The following is a 25,446-nucleotide window of genomic DNA, read 5'->3' on the forward strand; positions in this document are numbered from 1 at the left end:
TCAGGGGCGTACAAGCCGCATTTTCCACGTCACGTTCTTTGCTGCGCTGGTCATCGTGATATCGTCAAGCACGTCCCACTGATCGGTCGTCTCCCAGATCCGGGAAATGAGCTTGTGCGCCCCGCTTTCGGGTCGGTTTGGCGCATAGAGCGAGATCGACATGACCCCGCCCTCCTCCAGCATGGCAGCGTAACGCGGGAGCTGGATTTCCGGCTCCTCGCAGAAATACAGGACCTCGTTGAAGACGACGGCGGAAAAGATCTCGTCCTGAGCGGGCTGGAAGTGATGCAGGTCGGCGGCTTCAAGGCGGCAACTGTCGAAATCGATGTCGGCCTTGTCGAAGGCGGCGGCTGAAAGGTCCACGCCGACATAGTGTTCGGGCCGGCGGGGCAGATTGTGCCAGAGAAGCCCCTCGCCGCATCCCACGTCGAGGATCGCACGTGTCTTGCCGACGGATGCGAGCCATGCCGCATGAACGCCGTAGCGCGCGCTTTCCTTTACATCGCTCAGGAAATTCCAACGCCCGGCGCGGTATTCCTCGTCCCACTCGGCGGCGGTGGTGGCGTTGGCCATGTCGGCTATCCTTTTTCAATTGATGCGGTCGGCTCGCCTGACAGCTTTCACCGCTGGGGCGCGTATCCATTCGGCACGTCAGGCTCCGGTAAGTCTTTTCTACTTGTAGGGGTCGGCTGCGTCGCGCAACCCATCTCCCAGAAAATTGAAGGCGAGCACAACGAGAATAACGGGCACAACCGGCGCCATCAGCCATGGATAGACGGTCACCACGGAGATGTTCTGCGCCTCGTTGAGCAATACGCCCCAGCTCACCGCCGGTCGCCTCAAGCCCAGGTTGAGGAAAGACAGCGCCGTCTCCCCCAGGATCATGGACGGAATGGACAGCGTCGCGGATGCGATCAGATGACTGGTGAACCCCGGCAACAGGTGGCGACGGATGATGCGCCCGGACTTTGCCCCCATCAAGGCCGCCGCCTTGGCATATTCCTCCTCGCGCAGGGCCAGAAGCTTGGAGCGCACGGCGCGCGCAAGACCCGGCCAGTCGAGCATGCCGAGGATCACCGTGATACCGAGATAGATCCAGATAGGGCTCCAGGTCACGGGCAGTGCCGCCGACAGCGCCATCCAGAGCGGCAGTTCGGGCAGCGCCTTGAGGATCTCGATCGTGCGCTGGATCAGATTGTCGATGAAGCCGCCGAAATAGCCCGCGATCCCGCCAAGCGTGACACCCAGCAGCATGGAGATCGCCACACCAAGCAGACCGACGGTCAGGGACAGCCGGGCGCCATAGATGATGCCGGACAGCAGATCGCGACCCAGACGATCCGTTCCCAGAAGATAGACCGTGCCGCCTTCGGCCGGGCACATCAGGTGGAAGCGCCCCGGCAACAGGCCCCAGAATTCATAGGGATCTCCAAGACAGAAGAAGCGCAGCGGCTGCACGTCCGTCTCGTCGATCCGGTAGGTCCATTTCATCTCCTCCAGATCGACCTCGGCGATCTGACCGTAGACGAAGGGACCGACAAACGACCCATCATGGAACAGATGGATCGATTGCGGTGGGGCGTAGAGGTGGTCGTTGTCGCGCTGGTTGGGCGTATAGGGCGCAATCACCTCGGCGAAGGGCACACACATGTAGAGCAGGATCAGGAAGACGGCCGACCACAGCGCGACCTTGTGGCGGCGGAACTTCCACCACATGATCTGCCATTGCGAGGCCTGATAATAGCGTTCCTGTTCCGGGGTCAGGCGCTCCGCTTCGGCCGGATCGAACGGCTCGGGATTGACGTAATGACCGGTGGTCTCCTCCACGGCGCTCACGACGCAGCCCTCCCGCCCAATCGAATGCGCGGATCGAGCACCGCCAGAAGAATGTCGGATATCAGCATGCCGACCAACGTCAGCACCGCCACAAAGAGCAGGATGAACCCCGCAAGGAACTGGTCCTGGCTTTGAAGTGCGCCCAGCAGGACCGGGCCTACCGTCGGCAGGTTGAGGACCACCGACACGATGACCGAGCCGGAGACCAGCGAGGGGATCAGATTGCCGATATCGGCGATAAACGGGTTGAGCGCGACCCTGAGCGGGTATTTCACCAGAAGCCTGCTCTCCTTGAGGCCCTTGGCCCGCGCCGTCGTCACATATTGCTTGTGAAGCTCATCCAGCAGGTTGGCCCTGAGACGCCGGATCATCGCGGCGGTGCCCGCCGTTCCGATGACGACGGTCGGCACCACAAGATGCGCCAGAACCGAGCCCACCTTTCCAGCGCTCCATGGCTTGTCGATGTAATAGGGATCCATCAGGCCGCCGACGGACAGGCCGAACCAACGGTTCGACAGGTAGAGCATGATGAGGCCAAGCAGGAAGTTCGGCGTCGCCAGCCCGATATACCCCAGGAAGGTGAACCCGTAGTCGCCCCAGGAATATTGCCGGGTGGCGGAATAGATGCCGATCGGAAACGAGACCACATAGACGAACAGGATCGTCACCGTGTTCAAAAGCACCGTCAGCAGCAGGGTTGAGCCGACCACCTCGGAGACGGGCTGCTCATATTCGAAGGACCAGCCCCAGTTGCCCTGCAACAACCCGTCGAACCCATGGGGCCCCGGCCAGGCGCCGAGCCAGATCAGGTAGCGTTGCATGAAAGGCTTGTCGAGCGCGAACTCGGTGCGCAGGAATTCCACCTTGGCGATGGCGGATTCCTCCCCCTGCATCTTGAGCTGCGCGATCTGGTTCGACAAAAAATCGCCGGGCGGCAGCTCGATGATCAGGAATGTCAGGAACGAGATCACCAGCAATGTCGGGATCATCGTCAGACAGCGGCGCAGGATATAGGCAAGCATCCGGTCAGTTCCCCTCAGCCCTGTCATGATCGGCACGTTCGAGCCAGAATTCGTCCATGCGATGAATGCCGAACTGGGCTCCGGGGTCCCAGCCGTAAATCCCGACCTGCGGCACGTTGTGCAGACGCGTGGAAACCACGACGGGCTGCTTCACCGCAGAGATCAGTCCGATGCGCAAGGTCTCCTCGGCATGAATTGAGAGCATCTCGCCCCAGATCCGTCGCCGCTCCTGAGCATTGCCGCTGACGAGCCATTCGCTGTAAAGCGCCTCCAGGCGTGCCGCCGGTTCGTAGTCTATCGGCTGACCGGTCTGACCGCCGCTTTCGCGGTAGTCCCCCCATTGCGCCCACGACAGCTGTTCGGACGACGTCGGCGCGAACTCGTTGGGCGGCATCTCCGCGGTCGGGATGCCATTGTCGACCCCGTTCCAGGCCGACATGACCAGTGCACCGGACAGAGCCCGCTCGCGCAACACCTCGCGCTGCGATGGCTTGGGGAAGAGCTTCACGCCGATTTCGCGCCAGGTCTCCCCCACCAGCCCAAGCGCATCGATCTCCTCCGCGCTTTCGCCCGTGGTCTCCACGATGATTTCCAACGGCCGTCCGTCGGGCAGCAGGCGTATGCCGTCACCGCGCCTTTTGGTCAGGCCGATATCGTCCAGAAGCTCGTTTGCAAGCTTGGGATCATATTGCGCCCACTCGGTGCGGTAACGCTCTTCGAAAAGCGGGCTTTCCGGCAAAATGGTGTCGTTGCTCTCAAGCGCCAGACCGAAATAGAGCACACGATTGATCATCTTGCGGTCGATGCCGAGCGACAGGGCATGACGGAAGCGCACGTCGCGCATGAGTGTGCGCCAGACCGGATCACGCGCCGTGAGGTTGGGGAAGAGCGCGATATGGGCGCCCTTGGCGATCGGCCAGAGGCGGGTCTGGTAATTGCCGTCCGCCTCGCCGCGCTTCAGAACCGTTATGTCGGAAAAGGCCAGCCCGCGCGCCTGCAACGTGCTCTCGCCGGCCTGCGTCTTGGTGGCGATCAAACGCCCGTCGGCGACGGTCAGCACGATGCGGTCCACATAGGGAAGCTGCCGCCCGTGGCTGTCGATGCGATGATAATAGGGGTTCCGGATGAAGATCTGGCGCTGCTTTGAGCTGCCTTCGGCCACCACCCAGGGCTCAAGCGAAGGCTCCGCCCAGTTGGTCGCGCCATACATGTCATCGCGCTCATTGTGGAGCGAGGCCCAGTAGCGGACCTTTTTCGCCTCCACCAGTGCCGCGATCTTTGCGGGATCTCCGTATTTCTCGTGGAACTGTTTCAGGTAGTGGGCCGGGCGATATATGAAGGGCGGTCGCGCGCGGGCAAGGGTCGGCAGGAACAGGGCGTTCGGCGCATCCCAGCTATACCGAAGCGTGGTCTCATCGATGATTTCAAGCCTTGGCGGCTTGCCCTCGACAAGCATGAAATTCGGTGGACCGGAGGGCGAGAGATGCTCCTCGTTCGCCACATCCTCCCACCAGTAGCGGAAATCCTCCGTGGTGAAGGGTGCGCCGTCCGACCACCTGTGCCCCTTCCTAAGATGCAGGGTGAAGATGCGGTCGTCGACGTTTTCCACCGCCTTCAAGATATCGGGCTTAAGCTCAAGCGCCTCATTGAAGCCCACCAGACGCGCATAGCCCCACGCATTGACAAGGCGCGCATCCTTGGAGCGCCCGATCAGCGTCTCGATGTCACCGCCGTGTATGCCGGGCTCGCGCCCATGGGCCTCCAGATCGACGATCAGCGGCTCCAGCGGGATCCGGCTTGCGATCGGGGGCAAGTCAACCTGCGCGTGGGTGCGGCGCAGCGTCGGGGTCTCGATGAGATCCGGCAGCGGCTGCGCAGCAGGCGATTTCAGTGGAACGACAGCGCAGAGCAGGCCGAGCCCCATCGCCCAAGCCGAGACACGACGTGCCAGACGGTGGCTCATGTGACGGCCTCCGCCTGGCTTGCAGGGTCATGGGAAACCGCCGTGCCGGTGCGATGAGCGTAACCGGGGGCACAAACAAAGTGGCCCGGCTCCATTTCCACAAGGTCGGGACGGATGCCATCCGAAAGACGGAAGGGCTCGGGCCAGTTTTCGGGGCCTGACAGTCCTTCTCCGGCGCCCGCCTCAAGATGGCTGGGCCCATCTTCGCCAATGGAGGGATCGAGCACCGCCGCCATCAGCGACTTGGTGTAAGGGTGCAGCGGATTGCCGACGACTTGCGCGGTCTCGCCCAGTTCCACCAGTCTGCCCTGGCACATGACGGCGATGCGATCGGCGATGTAGTCGACCACCGCGAGGTTATGACTGACGAACAGATAGGTGAGCCCGAGTTTCTGTTGCAGATCCTTGAGAAGATTAAGGATTTGCGCCTGAACAGAGACGTCGAGCGCGGAAACGGGTTCATCGCAGATGAGGAATTCCGGATCGAGTGCAAGGGCGCGGGCGATGCCGATGCGCTGACGCTGGCCGCCGGAAAAGGAATGCGGATAGCGGCGCAGGAAACGTGGATCGAGCCCGACCATCTCCATGAGCTCTCGCACACGCTTCTGGCAGTCCGCCTTGCTGCCCCATTTGTGGATGATCAGCGGCTCCATGAGGATCTCGTTCACCGTCATGCGCGGATTGAGGGAGGAGAACGGATCCTGGAAGATCATCTGGGCGCATCGGCGATAGGCGAACAACTCTTCGCGTCCGAATTCGCGAATATTGTGCAGTTTGCCCTTCACGGAATAGTCGATCCGGCCCTCATCAATCTCGATGGCGCGCAGGATCGCCTTGGACGCGGTGGTCTTGCCGCAACCGGATTCGCCCACCAGGCCCAGACACTCGCCGCGCCTTATGGTCAGGCTGACAGCATCCATCGCCTTGACCATGCGCGGCGGGCCGGAAAAGAGGCCGCTCTTGCGCAGCGTGTAGAGCTTGGTGACATTGTCCAACCGCAACAGCGGCTCGCCGGGGACGCCCGCCGGCTGCTGATGTTGGCTCGGCTCCCGCGCCGGAATGGGACGCACAGGCACCAGCCTTTCACCCGGCTCCATTCCGAACCGCGGCACGGCGCGCATCAGCGCCTTGAGGTAATCGTGCTGGGGCGCGTTGAAAAGCGCACGCGTGTCCCCCGCCTCCATCACCCGCCCGTGATAGACCACGACCACCTTGTCCGCGACATTGGCGACAACGCCGAAATCGTGGGTGATCATCAGAACCGACATTTGCAGCTCCTGCTGCACATCCTTGATGAGACGCAGGATTTCCGCCTGGATCGTCACATCCAACGCGGTGGTGGGCTCATCAGCGATAAGCAGGGCCGGCCGGCACACCAGTGCCATGGCGATCATGGCGCGCTGACGCAGGCCGCCTGAAAGCTCGAACGGATAGGTATTGAGCGCGCGGGCGGGGTCTGGAAAGCGCACCAGGCGGAGCATTTCGCGGGTCAGCTCGCGCGCCTGCGCCATCGTTGCGTGGGAATGAAGCTGGACGGCCTCGCCGATCTGGTCGCCGACGGTGTGGAGCGGTGAAAGCGAGGTCATCGGCTCCTGGAAGATGATCGCGATGCGATTGCCGCGCAAGGCGCGCATCTGAGGGCCGATCGGCTTCAAGCTCGTTACGTCGAGCGGCGGGACATCAGGGGCATTTTCGGGATCGCGGAACCGAATGGCGCCTCCGGCAATTCGTGCCGATGCCGGCAGGATGCCCATGATCGCCTGCGAGATCACGCTCTTGCCCGAACCGGATTCCCCCACCAGGGCGACCGTCTGATTTGGAGGGACGTCGAACGAGACACGGTCGACCGCGCGCACACGCCCTTCAGCAGTGTCGAACTCGATCGTCAGATCGTCGACCTCAAGCAAATGCACGTCCCCTCCTCGTCCAGACCGACGTAGCTATCTTAGTCGGAACCGCATCAGGAAAAAGCCTCAAACGCGGTCAAGACGCGTCTATTCCCTCTTGTTATACGATCATTATTATTGCCATTCGATGTGCGCGTCACGTCTTGTCACGCTTCCTCTACGGGCTTCTCCGGATAGAGCCTCCACACATCTACATCCGCCTCTCGCCCTCGCAACTGGTGATGGCCAAAATGGCGTCGTGGCACGTCTGACGGGAGCCGGCGCAGGGTGCTCGCGCTCGTCAGGATAACGACTTCGGCTGCATCATCGGCGCAGCGCCCCAGATCCTGCAACCTCTGGGAGACGTTCACCGCATCGCCGATGATGGTGTAGTCGACCCGGTCCAGAGCCCCGATATTGCCGACGATGACCGGGCCGGTGTGAATCCCGATGCGAACACGGGTCACCGGAAGCCCCTTTGCCACGAGAGCAGCATTCGCCGCATGAATGGCGAGCTGCATGGCGCGCGCGGCACGAACAGCCGCTTCCGCATGATCATCGCGCGCATCGGGAGCGCCCCAGAAAGCCAGCATCCCGTCGCCCATGAATTTGTCGACAGTCCCCAGTTCCGCCTCCACCGCCTCCACGAGGATTGCGAAGTGGCTGTTGAGGAAGTTGGCGGCTTCACTGGCGCTCATCCCCTCCGACTGGTGTGTGAACCCGGCGATGTCGGTGAACACGATGGTCAGATCGATCTCGCGCGAGCGGGTCGCTTCCTCAACTCCCAACCGCATCAGTTTGCGAAACAGCGTCTTGGGCACATAGGTATTGAGAGATCCCAAACCCGCGGCCATGGAGTTGAAGGCCTGCAGCACCTCGTCCACTTCCCGGATCGGGCTGCTGGGCAGGCGATCCACCTTGTCGAACTCAAGATGCGCGACCTTGCGCGACTGACCGACAACCTTGGCCAGGGGCCGGGTCATCCGGCGCGCGACGAAGAACGACAGGACAATCGTCACGATGATCGCAAGGATCCCGATCAGCACGGAGCCAATCAGCCGGCGGATCTCGCTGGAAACGGAACCGTCTTGAAAATAGATGCCGACGATCCAGTCAACCGGACCATAGCCGCTTATCCGTCGGGACATGGCAATGTATTCGCCGCCCGAGGTGTCGATCTCGCGCACATCGACGCCGGCCGCACGCGCCGCCGCAAAGGGCACCAAGGTCGGCGCATTCAGCAGCTTGGCGAGAACCGGATCGCCAAACCGGGAGATCGGCAGCGGCAGCCTCTCCCCGTCGGGTCGCATATCGACGCCTTCGCCCTGCCCAGTCCTGTCGAGCTTGTCGAGATCCGAATAGGCGATCACACGACCGTTCTCACTGATGATGAAGGTCGTGCCATCGCCGCTATCCAGCGACTCCACGATCTCGCTCAGCCCCTCCATCGACAGAGTGGCCGTGAGAACAGCGTCCAACTTGCCGTCGCGAACCAACGGCGCGCTGACATTCATGAAGATGCCGAACTGATTGGACACGATGGGGCCCCAGATGGGCGGGGAACCAGCCTCGACTTTCGGCGGTCCAAATGGCCCGTTGAAGTGGTTGTCTTCCTGGTGCCAGGGCAGGTATTGGGGCTTTCCGTCTTCGGATTTGACGACACCGAACTGCCCGCGCCCGCGCTTTGAAATGATCAGGCCTTCCGCATACGGCACCGAAAACAGCGACGCGGCCAGGACGGTGCGCACCGCGACGTTATCCTCGATCTCCATCTTGCTGTCGGCATAGAGCGCCTGCATCGCGCTGACAGCGCCGGTGAGCGGATCCAGCCGCATCCGCAGACCGGCCTCAAGCTGGTTCGTCGTCAGTACGGCCTTGTCGTTGAGGAGCGCGAACGTGTTTTCGAAGTTGGCCTTGCCCGTCATGAACAGGACGAGCCCCATCGCCACCGTGATCAGCAGCGCATAGGTTCCGCCTGCAATGAGAACGATCGGAAACTTGCGCCCGCCCTTGTGCGACCGCCGCCGCCACCCCAATCTCATGCTCTGCCCTTTGAAGGTCTGCGCGTGACCGGAATGTCCTTCACACGCGGCGAATGCTCTTGCCGCAATATGCTAGTCCCAGCCCGGCCCGAACAAGGGTTCATCGCACCGGTAGGCAACAATGCACTGGGGATTATCCCGCGTCGGCGCCTTTTCGGGAAAGAGACGCTGCCAAGCGTCGCAATAGCGCCAATGTGTCACGAAACGCCGATAGGTGTGGCGACCAGTCGTCATGACAACAGCCCCGCGCTGGCGCACGAAATCCTGAGCCTGGGCACAGGTCATCGTTCGCGTATCGGGGCGCGCCGCCGCAGAGCCCGGCGCAAACGCCGACACGCAAGCCGCAAACAGGGAAAAGACGAGCATTGGATACCGCATCGCACCGTTCTCCGCGAATAAACCGACAGATAATCCTATCAGCATGTTCGGTGCGAGTTTATGGCGAATGACGGGCTTCGTCACAATGCCCGTTGTCGTTGGCCGTTTCGTTCAGGCGTGTCAGCCCTTGCGACCAAGCTCGGCAAGGATCTCGTCGGTGTGTTCGCCAAGGCGCGGAGAAGGACGCTCCATCGTCATGGAAGAGCGCGAATAGCGGATGGGGCTACGCACCGACGGCACCGCATCGCCCTGCGGGGACATGAGGTCGAGCTTCAACCCGCGGTGGATCACCTGCGGATCGGCGAAGACATCGGCCACGGTGTTGATGGGACCGGCCGGCACCCCCACTGCCTCCAGCTTCGCAAGAAGATCATCGCGCGCAAAGCCGACGGTCAGAGGCGAGAGTTCGGCAACCAGTTCCTCGCGGTTCTTCACCCGTCCGGCATTGGTCTTGTAGGCGGCAATTCCCGCCAGATCCGGGCGGCCCAGAACCTCGCAGAAGCGCACATATTGCCCATCATTGCCCACCGCAACGATGAGATGACCGTCACTGGCCGGAAAGACCTGATAGGGCACGATGTTGGGATGCGCGTTGCCGAGACGGCGCGGAGCCTTGCCGGAAACCAGATAATTCATCGCCTGATTGGCGAGAATGGCGGTCGAGCTATCCATCAGAGACATGTCGACATGCTGACCAAGGCCGCTGGTCTCGCGCTCGCGCAGCGCGGCAAGAATGCCGATCGTGCCGTAAAGCCCCGTGAAAATATCACAGACCGCGAGCCCCACCTTTTGCGGTTCACCGGCCGGATCGCCGGTCAGGTCCATGATCCCGCTCATGCCCTGGATCATGAAATCATAGCCCGCACGGTGCGCGTAAGGCCCATCCTGTCCGAAGCCGGTGATGGAGCAATAGACGAGGCGCGGGTTCACGTCCTTTAGGGACGCATAGTCGAGACCGAACTTCTTCAGTCCGCCGACCTTGAAATTCTCCACCACCACATCGCTGCGACGGACCAGATCGAGCACGATCTCGCGCCCCTCCTCGGTGCGGAAATCCGCCGTGATGGAGCGCTTGCCGCGATTGCAGGAATGGAAATAGGCCGCACCGAGGCTTTCGCCGTCCGCTCCTTCCACGAAGGGAGGGCCCCAGCCGCGCGTGTCATCCCCCGCGGGCGCCTCGACCTTGATCACATCGGCGCCCAGATCGGAAAGGGTCTGGCCGATCCAGGGCCCGGCGAGAATGCGGGCGAGTTCAAGCACGCGAATGCCTTTGAGAGGCGCATCCGAGGAAGAAGACTGGGTCACGACAGGAAATCCCGGGCTATGGCGGGGAGAATGGAGGTCGATGAGAAAGATAGGGCGTATCGCCCATCCTTCGAGACGTCCGTCTGCGACGGCTTCCTCAGAATGACGTTATCGCGTTGTGAGCACGATGCCCCTGGCAACACGCACAACGTCATCCTGAGGAGACCCGCAAGGGGCGTCTCGAAGGATGGGCGACAAGCACCGATTTCCCTCACAGCCTACGTATCATTGCGGAGCGACGAGCGCTCCGCAATGCCTTTGAGGCAGGTCTCAGAAGAAAGCCTGCAAGCCGGTCTGGGCGCGGCCAAGGATCAGCGCATGGACGTCATGCGTGCCCTCGTAGGTGTTGACCGTTTCCAGGTTCTGGGCGTGACGCATGACGTGGAATTCTTCCGAGATCCCGTTGCCGCCGTGCATGTCGCGCGCCATGCGGGCCACATCGAGGGCCTTGCCGCAATTGTTGCGCTTGACGATGGAGATCATCTCCGGGGCAGCGCGGTGCTCGTCCAGCAGACGGCCGACGCGCAGCGAGCCCTGGAGGCCGAGCGAGATTTCGGTCTGCATGTCGGCAAGCTTCTTCTGGAAGAGCTGCGTGTTGGCCAGCGGACGACCGAACTGCTTGCGGTCCAGACCATATTGGCGGGCACGGAACCAGCAATCTTCGGCAGCGCCCAGCGCGCCCCAGGAGATGCCGTAACGCGCGCGGTTCAGACAGCCGAATGGGCCCTTCAGGCCGGACACATTCGGCATCAGGGCGTCTTCGCCGACTTCCACGTTCTCCATCACGATTTCACCGGTGATGGAGGCGCGCAGCGAGAGCTTGCCCTCGATCTTGGGCGCGGAAAGGCCCTTCATGCCCTTTTCCAGCACGAAGCCGCGGATCTGGCCATCATGCGCGTCCGACTTCGCCCACACGACGAAAACGTCGGCGATCGGCGAGTTGGAAATCCACATCTTGGTGCCGTTGAGCACATAGCCGCCATCGGTCTTGGTGGCGCGGGTACGCATGCCGCCAGGATCGGAACCGGCATCGGGCTCGGTCAGGCCGAAACACCCGACATATTCACCGGTCGCCAGCTTCGGCAGGTACTTCTGCTTCTGCTCTTCCGAGCCATAGGCATAGATCGGGAACATCACCAGCGAGGACTGAACGGAGTTCATCGAGCGATAGCCGCTGTCCACGCGCTCCACTTCGCGCGCCACGAGGCCATAGGCGACATAGGAAGCATTGGCACAGCCATATTCTTCCGGCAGCGTGATGCCGAGAAGGCCAAGCTCGCCCATCTCGTTGAAGATCTCGCGATCGGTCTTTTCCTGCGAATAGGCCTTCATCACGCGCGGCAGCAGCTTTTCCTGCGCATAGCCACGGGCGGTCTCCATGATCATCCGCTCGTCTTCGGTGAGCTGATCCACCAGAAGGAAGGGGTCGTCCCAGACAAAGCTGCCTCCGCCTGAGGGGGAAGGCGCGGATTTCGTTGAGGTGGCGGTCATGTGCAGGGTCTCCCATCAATTGCGGAACGCATGTCCCGGGCCAGTGCGGCCCCGCGTACCCGGCGCTCCCGTTATTTACCTACCGTCTGGCCGGTAATAAATTGAAATCGGCGAAAGTCAATCCGTTGCGATACCTTTCAGCACGATTTGCGCGTAGGTTCCGGCGATCTCCTCCGCGGTTTTCTCCCCTTGCGGATTGTACCAGCGGGTCATCCAGTTCAACATGCCCAGAATCCCGCGCGCGACCAATGGCGCGTCGTCGAACGTGAAGGCGCCGCGCGCCTTGCCCTCCTCCAGAATGTCCTTCAGGAAGTCGGTATAGGCGCGCCGGGCCTGCATCTGTTCGGGCGTGAAGACATAGAGATCCCCGCCGCGCCCGATGAAGGCGGCGCGATAGTGATCGCGGTTTTCCTCAAAGTAGAGTGCATGGGCCACCATGAAGGCGGCGACACGTTCCGCGCCCTCCTTCGCCCCCGCAACGCGTTCGCGCGCACTGTCGAGCATGTCCGACAGCACCCCCAAAACGATGGAATCGAACAGATCCTGCTTGTTGCGGAAATAGTGGTAGAGCCCGGCCTTAGTCATGCCGACGGCGGAGGCAACATCCTGAAGGGACGTGCCGTCATAGCCCTTGGCGGCGAAAAGGGAAGCTGCGGCGTCGCAAATGGTGCGTTGCGGATCGCGCAAGGACGGAGGGCGGCCGGGCCGCGGCGAAGTTTCCTGGGTGCTCATGGCTTATCTGGCTAGCCCAAGCCCGCCGCAGGGGCAAATGCCTTCTGTTGCCCGGCGGCGGAATTCCTTTCGCCACCGCAGCCGCGCCGCCCACCGCCGACTTCTGCTCGCACTGGAGGCCGAGGCAAGAAATTTGACCCGATCCGCAGACGTCGTGTGCAGAATCTGTGATGATCTTTTTTTGGGCTGACGCGCATCGCCATGCGCGCCGCCTGTTCGAACGCGCCGGGACGAGCCATGATCGACTACGAAACAGAATACAACAATCGCGCCAGGGTGCCCGGAGTTGCGGATATCATCGCGGGCTGGGAAGCGGACGCCGCCGCCTATCGCGAAGGCGCGACCTGCGAACTCGACTGCGCCTATGGCCTTGCCCCGCGCATGCAATATGACCTCTTCATGCCCAGTGACGGCGCGGATGCGCGCATGGTCGCGCTGTTCATCCATGGCGGCTACTGGCAGGCGACGGACCGCAAGTATTACTCGCACATGGCGCGTGGATTGAACGCGCATGGGTTCACGGTCTGCGTTGCCGGATACGATCTGTGTCCCGAGGTGCGCATCGGCGATATCGTGACGGAGATCCGCGATCTGGCGCAACATCTGTGGGAACGGTTCCACAAGCCGATCCTGACCTATGGCCATTCCGCGGGCGGACATCTGACCGCGTCTCTTCTGGCAACCGACTGGCGCGCACGCCGCCTGCCGCCAGGGCTCGCCAGCGCGGGCATGGCAATTTCCGGCCTGTTCGATCTTCTGCCGCTGATCCGCACCAGCGTGAACGACGCGGTGAGGATGGATCAGAAGGAAGCCATCGCAAGCTCACCGATCGCGATGGGCATTCCTTACGGCGCACGACTGATCGCCTCCGTAGGAGGCGCGGAATCGAGCGAATTCAAACGTCAGAGCCGCGTGATCGTGGATTTCTGGAGCCGGGGCGGCATCGACGCCAAGTTGCGTGAGGAGGAAGGCGCGAACCATTTCACGGTCGTCGCCCCCCTGGCAGATCCTGACAGCGCCATGGTTCATGATCTTGCCCAACTCGGGCGCTAGTCCTTCAAGACAAAGCTCGCCAAGACAAGGCCCGCGCCCGATCTCGGACCGGATAATAAGCATTCTGTGAGCGAATGCGGATTATCCGGAAAGTCGTTGCGTCAGGAGTTCTCTTTTCACTCTCACATCTGGCCGTTATATCTTTGCGCCCCATTTGAAGCAGAGGCGCCCTGAAGGTGCCCGAACCAAGTCTGGAGATTTTGCTGATGCGTACTGACGTGGCCACCCCTGTCCGCCTGGAGGACTATCGTCCCACGCCCTACGCCATCTCCACAGTCGACCTTGATATACGCCTTGCCCCCAAGGCGACCAAGATCACGGCGCGGATCGCCTTTTCCCGGCGCGAAGACACGGCTGCAGGCCAGGCACTGGAACTGGCGGGCGATGACCTGAAACTCGTCAGTCTGTCGCTTGGCGGCGCGGCCCTTGCCGCAGACGATTTCGACGTGAGCGCCGACAAGCTCACCATCCACACCCCGCCCGCCGATCCCTTCGTTCTGGAAATCGTGACCGAGATCGATCCGGATGCAAATTCCAAGCTGATGGGCCTCTATCGCTCGTCCGGCACCTATTGCACCCAGTGCGAGGCGGAGGGCTTTCGCCGGATCACCTATTTCTACGACCGCCCGGACGTTCTGGCCGTCTACACGACCCGCATCGAGGCGCGAAAATCAGACGCGCCGATCCTGCTCGCCAACGGCAACCCGATCGAATCCGGCGATATCGAGGGCACCGACCGCCATTTTGCGATCTGGCACGACCCCTTCCCCAAGCCGTCCTACCTCTTCGCCATGGTGGCGGGCGATCTGGCCTGTGTCACAGACAGCTACACCACGCTTTTGAGCGGTCGTGACGTGGAGCTTCGCATCTATGTGGAGCACGGCAATGAAGGGCGCTGCGATTATGCGATGGACGCGCTCAAACGTTCCATGCGCTGGGACGAGGAAGCCTTCGGACGCGAATATGATCTCGACATCTTCATGATCGTGGCCGTGTCCGACTTCAACATGGGCGCGATGGAGAACAAGGGCCTCAACGTCTTCAACGACAAGTATGTCCTGGCCAACCCGGAAACCGCGACCGATCAGGATTACGCCAATATCGAGGGCGTGATCGCACACGAGTATTTCCACAACTGGACGGGCGACCGCATCACCTGTCGTGACTGGTTCCAGCTCTGCCTGAAGGAGGGCCTGACGGTTTTCCGCGATCAGGAATTTTCCTCCGACATGCGGTCGCGCGCGGTCAAGCGTATCGCGGATGTGCGGCTGCTCCAGTCGCACCAGTTTCCCGAGGATGGCGGCCCGCTCGCCCATCCGGTGCGCCCGACCGCCTACCGCCAGATCAACAACTTCTACACCGCGACCATCTACGAAAAGGGCGCGGAGATCGTGCGGATGCTGAAGACCTATCTGGGCGAAGACGGCTTCCGCGCAGGGATGGATCTCTATTTCGAACGCCATGATGGCGAGGCCGCGACGATCGAGGACTTCCTCAAGAGCTTCGCGGATGCCACCCAGACCGATCTGGACCAGTTTGCCCTTTGGTATTCGCAAGCCGGCACCCCGACGATCAAGGCCAGCGAAAGCTGGGACGAAGCCGCAAAGACCCTCACAATCGAGCTTGAACAGTCCTGCGCCCCAACGCCTGGACAGGAAACGAAGCTGCCCTTCACCATGCCCGTGCGCTTCGGACTGATTGGTCCGCACGGCAAGGAGATGGAGTGGAGCGCGGTATCCGGCGCCGAGGTGCGCGAGGATGTGATCGTGCTCAGCAAGGCCAGCCACACGGTGGTCTTCGAGGGGCTTGCCGCGCGTCCGGTTTCCTCGCTTCTGCGCGGTTTTTCGGCACCCGTGCGTCTCACCGACGGCAAGTCGCGCGAGGATCTGGTGTTTCTCGCCCGCCATGACAACGACCCGTTCAACCGCTGGCAGGCAGTGCAGACGCTCGCCATGCAGCTCTTGAAGCGCGGCGCGCAGGCCCCCACGACGCTTGCCAGCGACGAGATCCAGGAACTGGCGGCCCTTCTGGGCGAGGCTTCAGCCGACGAGCGTTTTGAGCCTGCGCTGCGCGCGCAGCTTCTTCAGCTTCCTTCCGAGGCCGATATCGCGCGCGAGATCGGGACCGATGTCGACCCGGATGCGATCAAGTCCGCCCGCAAGGCCGTGGAAGTGGCGATTGCGGGCCATTGCCTAGAAGGCTTCGCGGAGCTTTATGAGGCGCTGGCGGACAAGGGCCCCTACTCGCCAGATGCGGCAGCGGCAGGCCGCCGCGCCCTGCGGCTGACCGTTCTGGATTACATGGCCGCCATCGAAGGCGAGGCGAGTGCGCGCACATTTGCCCATTACAACACAGCCGACAACATGACCGACCGCCTCGCGGCGTTGCGCTTGCTGGTCCATCGTGCCGACACGCAATCCCAGGAAGCCCTGGAGGATTTCGAGGCCCGTTTCGGCAAGGATGCGCTGGTCATGGACAAATGGCTGACCGTGCAGGCTACAGCGCCCTTCCCGGAAACGTTGGCGCGCATCCGCACACTCACCGCGCACCCGACCTTCTCCTATTCCAACCCGAACCGTATCCGCGCGCTGATCGGAGCTTTCGCTGCCGGCAATCAGACGCAGTTCAACCGCGCGGACGGGGCCGGCTTCGAGTTCGTGGCCGACACCGTGCTGTCTCTGGACAAGAAGAATCCACAAGTTGCGGCGCGTCTCTTGTCCGCATTCCGCTCGTGGCGGGCGCTGGAGCCCGGACGCCGTGCACTGGCCGAGGCGGCACTTCGTCGCGTGGCGCAATCCGGCGGTCTTTCCAGCGATGTCCAGGACATTGCGGCGCGAAGCCTGCAATAGTTACAAATCGCCCTGCAAGCACTTCGCTTATGGTTAACGCGGATGGTTAAGTCCGGTCCGGAGCCTTAGAATATTTTTTGGCTTCGGACTCTGGACAAGACGATTCGCGTGGATTCAAATGAAGGTGATTCGGGCGTGCGGCGTATACCGAATTCTAGAGGCATACAACCACTTATGAAGGAAGTTACGGATGGCGCGGGCCTATACAGGCAACGCGACAGGGCGTCGCTTTGGCTTTTTTCCAAGCAAATGGAAAGCCGGTAACGCTCGTTCGCCCAAGACGACACTAACCGGCCACATCCGGTTACTGGCCCGTCCTGCCTATGCTCGCCTTATCTCCACCGAAGGCATCCTTCGTCGCGCCATTCCGGTGCTGAGCCTTCTTTTCGTGGCTTCTCTTGCCTGCTATCGCGCGGTAGAAATCTCCTCCGAGCATGCGGCAACCGAGGCGCGGGCCCGCGATCAGCTTTCCATGATTGCAACCACGCTCGCCGCCCGCCTTTCCTCCTCCGAAGAAAACCTCCCGCAAGTCGGCTATCAGGCTGCGCTGCGCAATGCTCTTTCCGAGGCACTGCCGCCGCGCGCCACGAGCTTCGGACGCCAGATCCTTGTGACGGACCCGGAAGGCACCGTCGTCGCCTCACAGCCCCCGCGCCCGGACCTAGAGCAACGATCGCTCATCTCCCTTCTCGGACCGAACCAGCCGCTGACCACCTTTGGCGCGCGCGCAGGGGTCATGGAAGTCGCGGAAGCCGACAACGAAACGGTGCTGGCGACCGTCCACCATCTCGATAGCAAGCTCGGCATGGTCGCCGTGGTACAGAAGATCGACGACATCTTCGCCAGCTGGCGCTCTTCGCTCCACGCTACTGTGACGCTTTTCGTGGGCACGTCCTCCGTCCTCATAGTTCTCATCTACGCCTTCTACAGCCAGGCTGCGCGGGCAGAGCAGGCCGATGAGATTTATGAGGCAGCGCGCACCCGTATCGACACGGCCCTCAATCGCGGCCGGTGTGGCCTGTTCGATTGGGATCTCGGGCGTGGACGGATGTTCTGGTCGGAGAGCATGTACGAGATCCTCGGCCAGCCCCCCAGCGATGAACTCGTCGGCTTTGCCGACTGGGCCGAGCTCATGCACCCGGAGGACGGCGACCTTTACGAAATCGCATCGGAGCTTTTGGAAACCGGCGAAACCACGCTTGATCGCATGTTCCGCATGCGCCATGCCGACGGATCATGGATCTGGGCGCGGGCGCGCGCGGAAGTCGTGCAGGAGCCGGGTTCAGCCTCCCCGCACCTGATCGGCATCGTGGTCGATGTGACCGAACAGCGCCAGCTTGAGGAATCCTCTCGCACGGCCGACCTGCGCCTTCGCGATGCCATCGAGACCATCTCCGAAGCCTTCGTTCTTTGGGATTCCGCCAACGAGCTGGTCATGTGCAACACCAACTACATGGAGCTGCACAACCTGCCATCGGCCCGCGTTCACGCCGGCATGCCCTATTCGGATGTGATGGAACATGCCCGCCAGCCGGTCGTCACCTCGCATATCAAGCCCGCCGACGGCGTCCCCGCCGGCTCGCGCTTCTACGAAGCCCAGCTTGAGGACGGTCGCTGGCTCCAGATTTCCGAACGCCGCACCAAGGATGGCGGCTACGTGTCGGTCGGCACTGACATCACCGCGCGCAAGCTGCACGAAGAAAAACTGATGGACAGCGAGCGCCGCCTGATGGCCACCGTCGCAGACCTGCGCCAGTCCCGCCAGAAGCTGGAATATCAGGCGCAGCAGCTCGTCGAGCTTGCCGAGAAATACGCCGAGGAAAAGACGCGGGCCGAAGACGCGAACCGCGCAAAGTCCGAGTTCCTGGCCAATATGAGCCACGAGTTGCGCACCCCGCTCAACGCGATCATCGGGTTCTCGGAGATCATGGTCGGCGGCATGTTCGGCGAACTGGGCTCGGAGAAATACGGCGACTACTGCCGCGACATCCACAAATCCGGCACGCATCTGCTGGGCGTCATCAACGATATTCTCGACATGTCCAAGATCGAGGCCGGTCGGCTGGATCTTTCCTTCGATACGGTTGAACTCGACAGCTTTATCGAGGAGACGGTGCGTGTCATCCAGCCGGAGGCGGACGCCAAGGAAATCGGGGTGCGCTGCGAGGTTTCGGAAGGCCTTTCGGTCAACGCCGATACCAAGGCGATCCGCCAGATCCTGCTGAACCTGATGTCCAACGCCGTGAAATTCACGCCAAATGGCGGCGAGATGACCGTCAAGGCGCAGTCCAGCGGCAAGAGCTATGTGGCGATTTCGATCACCGATACCGGCATCGGCATCGCGGAGAAGGATATCGCCCGCCTCGCCAGCCCCTTCGTGCAGGTTGAAAACCAGTTCACCAAGAGCCATCAGGGCTCGGGCCTCGGGCTTGCCATCGCCCGCTCGCTGGTGGACCTCCATGACGGCACCATGGAGATCAAGTCCCGCGTCGGAAAGGGCACGACAGTGACGGTCACCCTGCCCATGACGCAGCAGAAGAACGGCGTTCTTCCCGCCGCGGACCAGACGGTGGCTGCAAAGACCGCGCAGAAGCATCGCCGCTCCGCCTGAGCTGGCGCCTTAAGCCCACATCCCGCATCCCCTGCCGAGGACGTTCCGACAAAAAAGGGAGCCGCATTCACGGCTCCCTGTGTTCGGGGCCCATTCCAACCGCTTCAAGTTGCGTCCCGTTCGCAGGACCGGGCTGGCCCGGTCATTGCGCGGGCTTTTCCGCTTTCGGCCTTACCGGGCCAACGATGCGTTCAAACGATCCGCGCACCGCTTTCTGGGTATCGCGCAACAGGCTTTCCAGTCGCGCGAAATCCGCCTGATGGGCGGAGCGGGCCAGAAGCGACAGGACGCCTGCGGGCGTCTTCTCGCGCTCAAAGCCTTCGCCGACAGACAGACGCAGGATCTGGGTCAGCGCATGATAGAGCCGAATGGCGGGGATCAGGATTTCCGCATCCCCAGTGTCCAGAACACCGATCTCAGCTGCCTTGCCAAGCGCGATTTCCGTTGTCTGTGACAGGATGTCGGGATGTGCGGCCGCATGGGCCAGTTGCAGGTACTGGGCGATGAACTCCACATCGATGATCCCGCCAGGCACCGTCTTGAGCGACCAGATATCCTTGGCGGGCTTTTCCGCTTCGATGCGGGCGCGCATGTCGGCAACGTCGGTGCGCAGCGTTTCCAGGTCCCGCGGTTTGCACAGCACCTCGCAGATGGCCTTTTGCACCTTCTCGCGGAACGCCGGGCTGCCGGCGATGATATCGGCCCGTGTCAGCGCCATGTGCTCCCATGTCCACGCATTCTCGGCCTGATAGACGGAGAAGGCGGAAAGCCGGGTCGCCAGAGGCCCGGAATTGCCGGAGGGGCGCAGACGGAAATCGACCTCGTAGAGTGTGCCTTCCGAGGTAGGAGCCGAAATGGCCGCGACGAGGCGTTGGGTCAGACGCATATAGTACTGCGACGGCGACAGCGGGCGCTTGCCGTCCGATGCCGATACGTCGTCGGGAAAATCGTAGAGCACGATCATGTCGAGATCGGAGGTCGGCGTCATTTCCATGCCGCCGAGCTTGCCCATGGCGAGGACGGCAACTTCGCCCCCCTCCACGCGGCCAGACGCTTCGCGCACATGTTCGCCCGCACGCTCCAGAAGCGCCCGCACCAGAACCCGCGCAAGCCGCGAATAGGCCCGCCCCGCCTGTCCGGGATTGAGCGTGTCCGACAGAAGCCGCACGCCGATCAGGAACATCTGCTCCTGACCGAAGATGCGCGCACGGTCCAGCGCCTCCTCATAGGTGCGCGCCTGCGCCAGCGTCGTTTCCAGACGTTCGGCGAAATCGGCTTCGCGCGGCATGTCCTCGTAGAAACTCGGATCCAGAATGGCGTCGAGGACGCTGCTGCGCTGAGAGACGATCTCCGATAGCCGTGGCGCTTCGCCAAGGATGGTCGCCAGCAAGGTGAGGAGATGCGGATTGGCGTGGAGCATCGAGAAAAGCGGCACGCCGATGGGGAGGTGGGAGATGAACCGGTCGAACGCCATGAGCGCGGCATCCGGATTGGTCGTGCCACCCAGCGCGTCGATGAGAACCGGATGGAGTTCCGTCAGACGCTCTCGCGCCTTGGCCGAGCGTGTCGCCGGGTAGCGACCGAAATGCCAGGCCTTGATGATGCGGATAGCATCGAGCGGACGCGTGAAGCCGATGCGTGACAGCGTCTCCAGCGTGTCGGGATCGTCCTCGTCGCCGGTAAAGACCAGGTTGCCGAGCTCCGATGCCAATTCCGGCTCGGCCTCGAAAAGCCCCGCATAGTGCGTCTGCACCGTGACCAGCCGCGCACGAAGGGCCGAGCCGAAACTCTCCACGCAATTGAACCCCATGAGGGCCGCAATGCGCATCAACCCCTCTTCGGTGTCGGGCAGCGTGTGGCTTTGTTCGTCATTGACCATCTGGACGCGGTGCTCAACGGCTCGCAGGAAGCGATAGGCTTCATCGAGCTCGCGCCGCGCCTCGTCATCCACCCAGCCTTCCACGCGCAGGCGCTTCAGCATTTCCAGTGTCCGCCGGTCACGCAGGCGCGGATTGCGCCCGCCCGCGATCAGTTGCTGGGTCTGGACGAAGAACTCGATCTCGCGAATGCCGCCACGTCCGAGCTTGACGTTGTGCCCGGCCACCGCAACCTTGCGATGCCCCTTGTGGGCGTTGATCTGGCGCTTGATGGAATGCACATCCGCGATGGCGGCAAAGTCCAGATGCTTGCGCCAGATGAAGGGCTGGATCTCGTCCAGAAAGGCGTTGCCCGCCTCCCGGTCACCCGCGCAGGGGCGCGCCTTGATGAGGGCCGCACGTTCCCAGTTCTGGCCGAGCCCCTCGTAGTAGATCAAGGCAGCAGGCACACTCATGGCAATAGGGGTCGCGCCAGGATCAGGGCGCAAGCGCAGATCGGTGCGGAAGACATACCCGTCCACCGTGCGGTCCTGCATGATCTTCACCAGTCGCTTGGTGAGACGGACGAACTCCACCGGCGCCTCCGCCCCTTCGGCCAGCGGCGCGACATGCGGGTCATAGAGAACGATCAGGTCGATATCGGAAGAATAGTTCAGCTCCCCTGCCCCGTGCTTTCCCATGGCAAGCACGATCCAGCCGCTGCCAATGACCGGGTTTTCAGGATCGCGGGGCACGAACCGGCCTCTCGCGGCAAGTTCGTCCAGCAGGAACCGTATCGCGGCGTCGAGGGACGTATCGGCGAGAGCCGTCAGGGACGCGGTGACCGGATCAAGCGGCCAGGCGCCAGAGATATCGGCCAACGCCACGGCGAGAGCGACTTCCGCCTTGGCGCGGCGCAGCTCCTTTTCCAGCTCCGCCTGCGTCTGCGGTCGCAGGTCGCGCACCTGTTGCAGCAGGTCGAGCACGAAATCGGCAGGATCGCTTTCAAGGATGCGCGCCAGCCGGTCCGGATCGGCCATGGCGAGGTCGCGCAGATAGGGCGCATTGCAAAAGACGCCGGCCAGAAACGGTTCAAGCGTGTCAGTATCTTTCAGCAGCGCTTCCAGCCGCGGGCGGGCCTCGCCTGCCCGTTCCAGAAGATCTTGCACGAGACCGGCGCAGTCCTGCGCGCCCTCGGGTATTTCGGGCACGATATCGATGCGGCCGGCCAACGGGCCTGCACCACGCATCGCCTCGATCGGCGCTTCAATTGGGCCCTGCCCGCCCGTTTCTTCCCCGCCAGCGCCCCGGTTCATGCCATCCCCACCCGGTCTGTTTTCATTGCCCTTTGCTTTGCCAGTTTCGCGCCCGCTTGTCATCCCCGAGAACGGAAATGCCAAGGGGCCCGACCAGAGCGCCAGCAAGGCGTGGCAGGCGCGTGGCCCTCAAAGGGCGCTTGTATGAGCCCGTCGCATGATGCTCTTATGTTGCTCCCTGCAAGGCTCCGTCATATGCCCGGTTTCAGACACGCCCTTTTCCCGCAAAGACATTGCCCCCCAATGCTTCACACGTTTCGCCTGCTAACAACCGGCCTTCTTTTCTGCGCGCTTGCCTGCAGATCCCTGCCCGTGCAGGCATACGAAATATGGCCGGGCCTGGAGAGCGGGGATCTCGTTTTCATCGAGACGGCGGATCCGCTGGCGCGCTTCCTGAAGCGGGCGACGGGAAGCCGCCTGACCCATGTCGGCCTCATGCGGGATACGGGCGGGGGCCCCTATATTCTCGACGCAACGCCGCAGGATGGGGTGTTCGAAGTTGCGATCGACGAATTCATCGAGCGCGGGGTCGGGCACCGTTACGCGGTCTATCGCTTCAACGGGTTGAAGCATCCCGGCACCACTAACCATCCCGCCATCAAGACGGCCTTCGACCATCACTATCTGAAGCCCTACGACCCTTACTTCCGTCTTGAAAAATCCGCGTTCTACGACGCAGAGCTCATCTGGACGACCTATGCGGAAGCGGGAGCCAGGATCGGCAAGTTTCAGCGCCTGAGGGATCTGGGGGGCGATACGTCGGAGGGCCGGGCCGTGTTCCTGAGCGATTGGCGGCACAATCCGCTGTGCAAGAGCGCCACCCGGGGTATCGAAGCCTGTTGGGCGCAAATTCTGGATCAGGAGATCATCACGCCTGCAAGCATCGCGAACGACCCGCGCATGACGCGCGTCTACTCCTCCTTCGACGACGCGCGCTGAAACGTTCAGTCCGCCCGCATCACTCCGCCTTCGGCAATCTCAGCCGGACGATGAGGCCGGGGTCGTTGTCTGCAAGTTCCAGTTTGCCGCGATGGAGATGGGCAACCGCCTGCACAAGCGACAGTCCGAGACCGGATCCGGGAGCTGTGCGGCTTTCCTCCAGCCGCACGAAGCGGCGCAGGACCCTTTCGTGATCCGATCTGGAAATGCCGGGACCGTTGTCGGCAACCGATAGGACCACATCGTCCCCTTCGCAGAAAACCCGCAAGGTGATGGCGAATTGCGCGCCCGCCTCCCCCTCCTTCGGTTGCGGTCGCCCATATTTCAGCGCGTTGTCGACAAGGTTGGAAATCGCCTGCGCGATCAGTTCGCGCGACGCCTCCACCGGGGCGGCGTCGCAGATCTCCGACAGGAACCGCACTCCCTCATCCTCCGCAAGCGGCTCGTAAAGCTCGGCGACTTCAGTGGCGATCTCGCTGGCATCCACCCGCTCCAGAATCTGATCGGGAGAGCCAGCCTCGACACGGGCGATTTTCAAAAGAGCATTGAAGGTTCGGATGAGCTGGTCGGATTCCTCGATGGTCGCTTCCAGCGCATCGCGGTATCCCTCCACCGAAGGCTCCTCGCGCAATGCTCCCTCAACGCGGTTTCTAAGCCGGGTCAGCGGGGTCTTCAGGTCATGGGCAATGTTGTCGGAGACATCCTTCAGCCCCTGCATCAACAGCTCGATGCGCTCCAGCATGGCGTTGACGTTTTCCGCCAGACGGTCGATTTCGTCGCCGGAGCCTGTGACATGCAGGCGGCGGGAGAGATCGCCCTCCATGATCCGGCGCCCCGTTTCGGAGACCGCATCGATGCGTTTCATCACGCGCCGCCCGACAAAGAGCCAGCTCAGCACGGCCAGAACGCCGACGACCGCGATTGTGATGCGCAACGCGCTCTCGATCACTTCCCTGAAGTGCTTGCCTTCCGAGATGTCACGACCGATCAGGATATGGAAGCCACCCGGCAGCACGAAGACGCGTACAGCCGCCTCCTGCGTTGTCCCGTCGCCGGTGATCCTCTCGTACTGCACGATCTGAATGGGCACGGCCGGATCGCGCGGCATGCGCCCTTTCAGCTTCCTGACATTGCCCGCGATCACGTCGCCGGAAAAATCGGTGATCATGTAGAGGCTCGCGCCGGGCTGGCGGGCACGACGCTCCACGACGTCGACCAGACGACGGATCCCGCCCTGGCTATATTGCTCACCGAGCCCTTTGACCTCCGCCTCGATGGTCTGGTTGATCTGTTCGGCCATCATGCGCTGGGTGTTGTGGCCGATATAGAAAACCAGAAACCCTGCGAAGAGCGCGAAGGCGACGAGATAGACGAGCGACAGCTTGAAGGCAGTCGTGCGGATGAGTTTACCGAGCGTCGTCACGGATCGAGTACCCCGCTCCACGAATGGTGTGCAGGAGGGGCTTCTCAAAGCCCTTGTCGATCTTGGCGCGCAGACGCGAGATGTGAACGTCGATGACGTTGGTCTGCGGATCGAAATGATAATCCCAGACGTTTTCCAAGAGCATGGTCCGGGTCACCACCTGACCGGCATGCTTCATGAGATATTCAAGCAGGCGAAACTCGCGCGGCTGCAACGCGATGGGTTGCCCGGCCCGTGTCGCGGCATGGGCGAGACGATCAAGCTCCAGATCGCCGACGCGGAAGGTCGTTTCCGCATCCGCGGGACGATTGCGACGACCGAGCGCCTCGACGCGGGCCAGAAGTTCGGCGAAGGAATAGGGCTTGGGGAGATAGTCATCGCCACCGGCGCGCAGGCCCTGAACGCGGTCATCGACCTGGCCGAGCGCGGAGAGGATCAGCACCGGCGATTGGGTGCCCTCCCGCTTCAATTCCTCCACCACCGACAGGCCGTCGCGCCGGGGCAACATCCTGTCGACCACCAGCACGTCGTAGTCCGCGCCGGAGGCCATGGCGTAGCCGGTCTCGCCGTCCGCCGCATGATCGGCCACGTGCCCGGCTTCCTTGAGTGCCTTGATCAGGTAGGCGGCAGCCTCCTGATCGTCTTCGATGATGAGAATCCGCATGTCGAGATCTTATAGCAGGGGCAGGTCGCGATGAACCATGTGCCCGCAAGGCGAACGGCACGGCACCGACCTTCGCGTTC

General features: G+C 62.3%; 17 protein-coding genes. 4 read left to right on the forward strand and 13 right to left on the reverse strand.

Going from position 1 to position 25,446, the window contains the following annotated elements:
- From ABGM93_RS07865 to ABGM93_RS07910, 10 genes are all read right to left on the reverse strand, one after another.
- Window positions 1-573: a class I SAM-dependent methyltransferase gene (locus tag ABGM93_RS07865; protein ID WP_321505056.1), complete on the reverse strand. Its 573-nt coding sequence runs from the start codon at window positions 571-573 to the stop codon at window positions 1-3.
- Window positions 574-672: 99 nt separating this feature from the next.
- A complete protein-coding gene (locus ABGM93_RS07870; RefSeq protein WP_321505058.1) occupies window positions 673-1,836 on the reverse strand; it encodes an ABC transporter permease in 1,164 nt (387 codons plus the stop codon).
- Complete coding sequence (locus tag ABGM93_RS07875) at window positions 1,833-2,858, reverse strand: ABC transporter permease (RefSeq protein WP_319771929.1); 1,026 nt, start codon at window positions 2,856-2,858, stop codon at window positions 1,833-1,835. Before ABGM93_RS07875 ends, ABGM93_RS07870 begins: the two co-directional genes overlap by 4 nt.
- A gap of 4 nt (window positions 2,859-2,862) precedes the next feature.
- Window positions 2,863-4,821 (reverse strand): ABC transporter substrate-binding protein, encoded by a 1,959-nt coding sequence (locus tag ABGM93_RS07880; protein WP_321505060.1) that lies wholly within the window; start codon window positions 4,819-4,821, stop codon window positions 2,863-2,865.
- Window positions 4,818-6,734 carry an ABC transporter ATP-binding protein gene (locus tag ABGM93_RS07885; RefSeq protein WP_321505066.1) on the reverse strand — a complete coding sequence of 639 codons (1,917 nt, stop codon included), beginning with the start codon at window positions 6,732-6,734 and terminating at the stop codon, window positions 4,818-4,820. Before ABGM93_RS07885 ends, ABGM93_RS07880 begins: the two co-directional genes overlap by 4 nt.
- 140 nt (window positions 6,735-6,874) lie before the next feature.
- On the reverse strand, window positions 6,875-8,749 hold the full coding sequence (locus ABGM93_RS07890) for an adenylate/guanylate cyclase domain-containing protein (RefSeq protein ID WP_321505068.1): 1,875 nt from the start codon (window positions 8,747-8,749) through the stop codon (window positions 6,875-6,877).
- A 72-nt stretch (window positions 8,750-8,821) separates the two neighbouring features.
- The gene (locus ABGM93_RS07895; RefSeq protein ID WP_321505070.1) at window positions 8,822-9,127 is read right to left on the reverse strand and encodes a hypothetical protein; all 306 of its coding nucleotides are present in this window, start codon (window positions 9,125-9,127) and stop codon (window positions 8,822-8,824) included.
- 120 nt (window positions 9,128-9,247) lie between these two features.
- The gene (locus tag ABGM93_RS07900) at window positions 9,248-10,432 is read right to left on the reverse strand and encodes a CaiB/BaiF CoA-transferase family protein (RefSeq protein ID WP_321505072.1); all 1,185 of its coding nucleotides are present in this window, start codon (window positions 10,430-10,432) and stop codon (window positions 9,248-9,250) included.
- Window positions 10,433-10,702: 270 nt separating this feature from the next.
- A complete protein-coding gene (locus tag ABGM93_RS07905; RefSeq protein ID WP_321335896.1) occupies window positions 10,703-11,923 on the reverse strand; it encodes an acyl-CoA dehydrogenase in 1,221 nt (406 codons plus the stop codon).
- Window positions 11,924-12,040: 117 nt separating this feature from the next.
- Window positions 12,041-12,655 carry a TetR/AcrR family transcriptional regulator gene (locus tag ABGM93_RS07910; RefSeq protein WP_319771936.1) on the reverse strand — a complete coding sequence of 205 codons (615 nt, stop codon included), beginning with the start codon at window positions 12,653-12,655 and terminating at the stop codon, window positions 12,041-12,043.
- A 237-nt stretch (window positions 12,656-12,892) separates the two neighbouring features.
- On the opposite strand from ABGM93_RS07910, the gene ABGM93_RS07915 reads away from it, so the two are divergent.
- The 3 genes from ABGM93_RS07915 to ABGM93_RS07925 all read left to right on the forward strand — a co-directional run bounded on the left by ABGM93_RS07915 (window position 12,893) and on the right by ABGM93_RS07925 (window position 19,168).
- The gene (locus ABGM93_RS07915) at window positions 12,893-13,708 is read left to right on the forward strand and encodes an alpha/beta hydrolase (RefSeq protein WP_319771937.1); all 816 of its coding nucleotides are present in this window, start codon (window positions 12,893-12,895) and stop codon (window positions 13,706-13,708) included.
- A 206-nt stretch (window positions 13,709-13,914) separates the two neighbouring features.
- Entirely contained in the window at window positions 13,915-16,557 is a 2,643-nt protein-coding gene (gene pepN / locus ABGM93_RS07920) for an aminopeptidase N (protein WP_321505075.1), read from the forward strand.
- 190 nt (window positions 16,558-16,747) lie between these two features.
- Window positions 16,748-19,168 (forward strand): ATP-binding protein, encoded by a 2,421-nt coding sequence (locus ABGM93_RS07925; RefSeq protein ID WP_321505078.1) that lies wholly within the window; start codon window positions 16,748-16,750, stop codon window positions 19,166-19,168.
- A gap of 142 nt (window positions 19,169-19,310) precedes the next feature.
- On the opposite strand, the gene ABGM93_RS07930 is transcribed toward ABGM93_RS07925, so the two are convergent.
- Window positions 19,311-22,340 (reverse strand): bifunctional [glutamine synthetase] adenylyltransferase/[glutamine synthetase]-adenylyl-L-tyrosine phosphorylase, encoded by a 3,030-nt coding sequence (locus tag ABGM93_RS07930; protein ID WP_321505080.1) that lies wholly within the window; start codon window positions 22,338-22,340, stop codon window positions 19,311-19,313.
- A 312-nt stretch (window positions 22,341-22,652) separates the two neighbouring features.
- Between ABGM93_RS07930 and ABGM93_RS07935 the strand changes: the two genes are divergently transcribed.
- Window positions 22,653-23,279 carry a YiiX/YebB-like N1pC/P60 family cysteine hydrolase gene (locus ABGM93_RS07935; RefSeq protein WP_321505084.1) on the forward strand — a complete coding sequence of 209 codons (627 nt, stop codon included), beginning with the start codon at window positions 22,653-22,655 and terminating at the stop codon, window positions 23,277-23,279.
- 19 nt (window positions 23,280-23,298) lie between these two features.
- Here the strand turns inward: ABGM93_RS07935 and ABGM93_RS07940 are convergent, their stop codons facing one another.
- The gene (locus ABGM93_RS07940) at window positions 23,299-24,702 is read right to left on the reverse strand and encodes an ATP-binding protein (protein WP_321505086.1); all 1,404 of its coding nucleotides are present in this window, start codon (window positions 24,700-24,702) and stop codon (window positions 23,299-23,301) included.
- Window positions 24,686-25,366: a response regulator transcription factor gene (locus ABGM93_RS07945; RefSeq protein ID WP_319771944.1), complete on the reverse strand. Its 681-nt coding sequence runs from the start codon at window positions 25,364-25,366 to the stop codon at window positions 24,686-24,688. Before ABGM93_RS07945 ends, ABGM93_RS07940 begins: the two co-directional genes overlap by 17 nt.
- Window positions 25,367-25,446 lie beyond the last annotated feature (80 nt).

The organism is Breoghania sp. (assembly GCF_963674635.1).
Classification (GTDB): domain Bacteria; phylum Pseudomonadota; class Alphaproteobacteria; order Rhizobiales; family Stappiaceae; genus Breoghania.

Coding starts and splice junctions, on each gene's coding strand:
- pepN (WP_321505075.1), top strand. CDS start 13,915: ATGCGTACTGACGTGGCCACCCCTGTCCGCCTGGAGGACTATCGTCCC.
- ABGM93_RS07895 (WP_321505070.1), bottom strand. CDS start 9,127: ATGCGGTATCCAATGCTCGTCTTTTCCCTGTTTGCGGCTTGCGTGTCG.
- ABGM93_RS07910 (WP_319771936.1), bottom strand. CDS start 12,655: ATGAGCACCCAGGAAACTTCGCCGCGGCCCGGCCGCCCTCCGTCCTTG.
- ABGM93_RS07905 (WP_321335896.1), bottom strand. CDS start 11,923: ATGACCGCCACCTCAACGAAATCCGCGCCTTCCCCCTCAGGCGGAGGC.
- ABGM93_RS07945 (WP_319771944.1), bottom strand. CDS start 25,366: ATGCGGATTCTCATCATCGAAGACGATCAGGAGGCTGCCGCCTACCTG.
- ABGM93_RS07880 (WP_321505060.1), bottom strand. CDS start 4,821: ATGAGCCACCGTCTGGCACGTCGTGTCTCGGCTTGGGCGATGGGGCTC.
- ABGM93_RS07875 (WP_319771929.1), bottom strand. CDS start 2,858: ATGCTTGCCTATATCCTGCGCCGCTGTCTGACGATGATCCCGACATTG.
- ABGM93_RS07865 (WP_321505056.1), bottom strand. CDS start 573: ATGGCCAACGCCACCACCGCCGCCGAGTGGGACGAGGAATACCGCGCC.
- ABGM93_RS07915 (WP_319771937.1), top strand. CDS start 12,893: ATGATCGACTACGAAACAGAATACAACAATCGCGCCAGGGTGCCCGGA.
- ABGM93_RS07925 (WP_321505078.1), top strand. CDS start 16,748: ATGGCGCGGGCCTATACAGGCAACGCGACAGGGCGTCGCTTTGGCTTT.
- ABGM93_RS07890 (WP_321505068.1), bottom strand. CDS start 8,749: ATGAGATTGGGGTGGCGGCGGCGGTCGCACAAGGGCGGGCGCAAGTTT.
- ABGM93_RS07930 (WP_321505080.1), bottom strand. CDS start 22,340: ATGAACCGGGGCGCTGGCGGGGAAGAAACGGGCGGGCAGGGCCCAATT.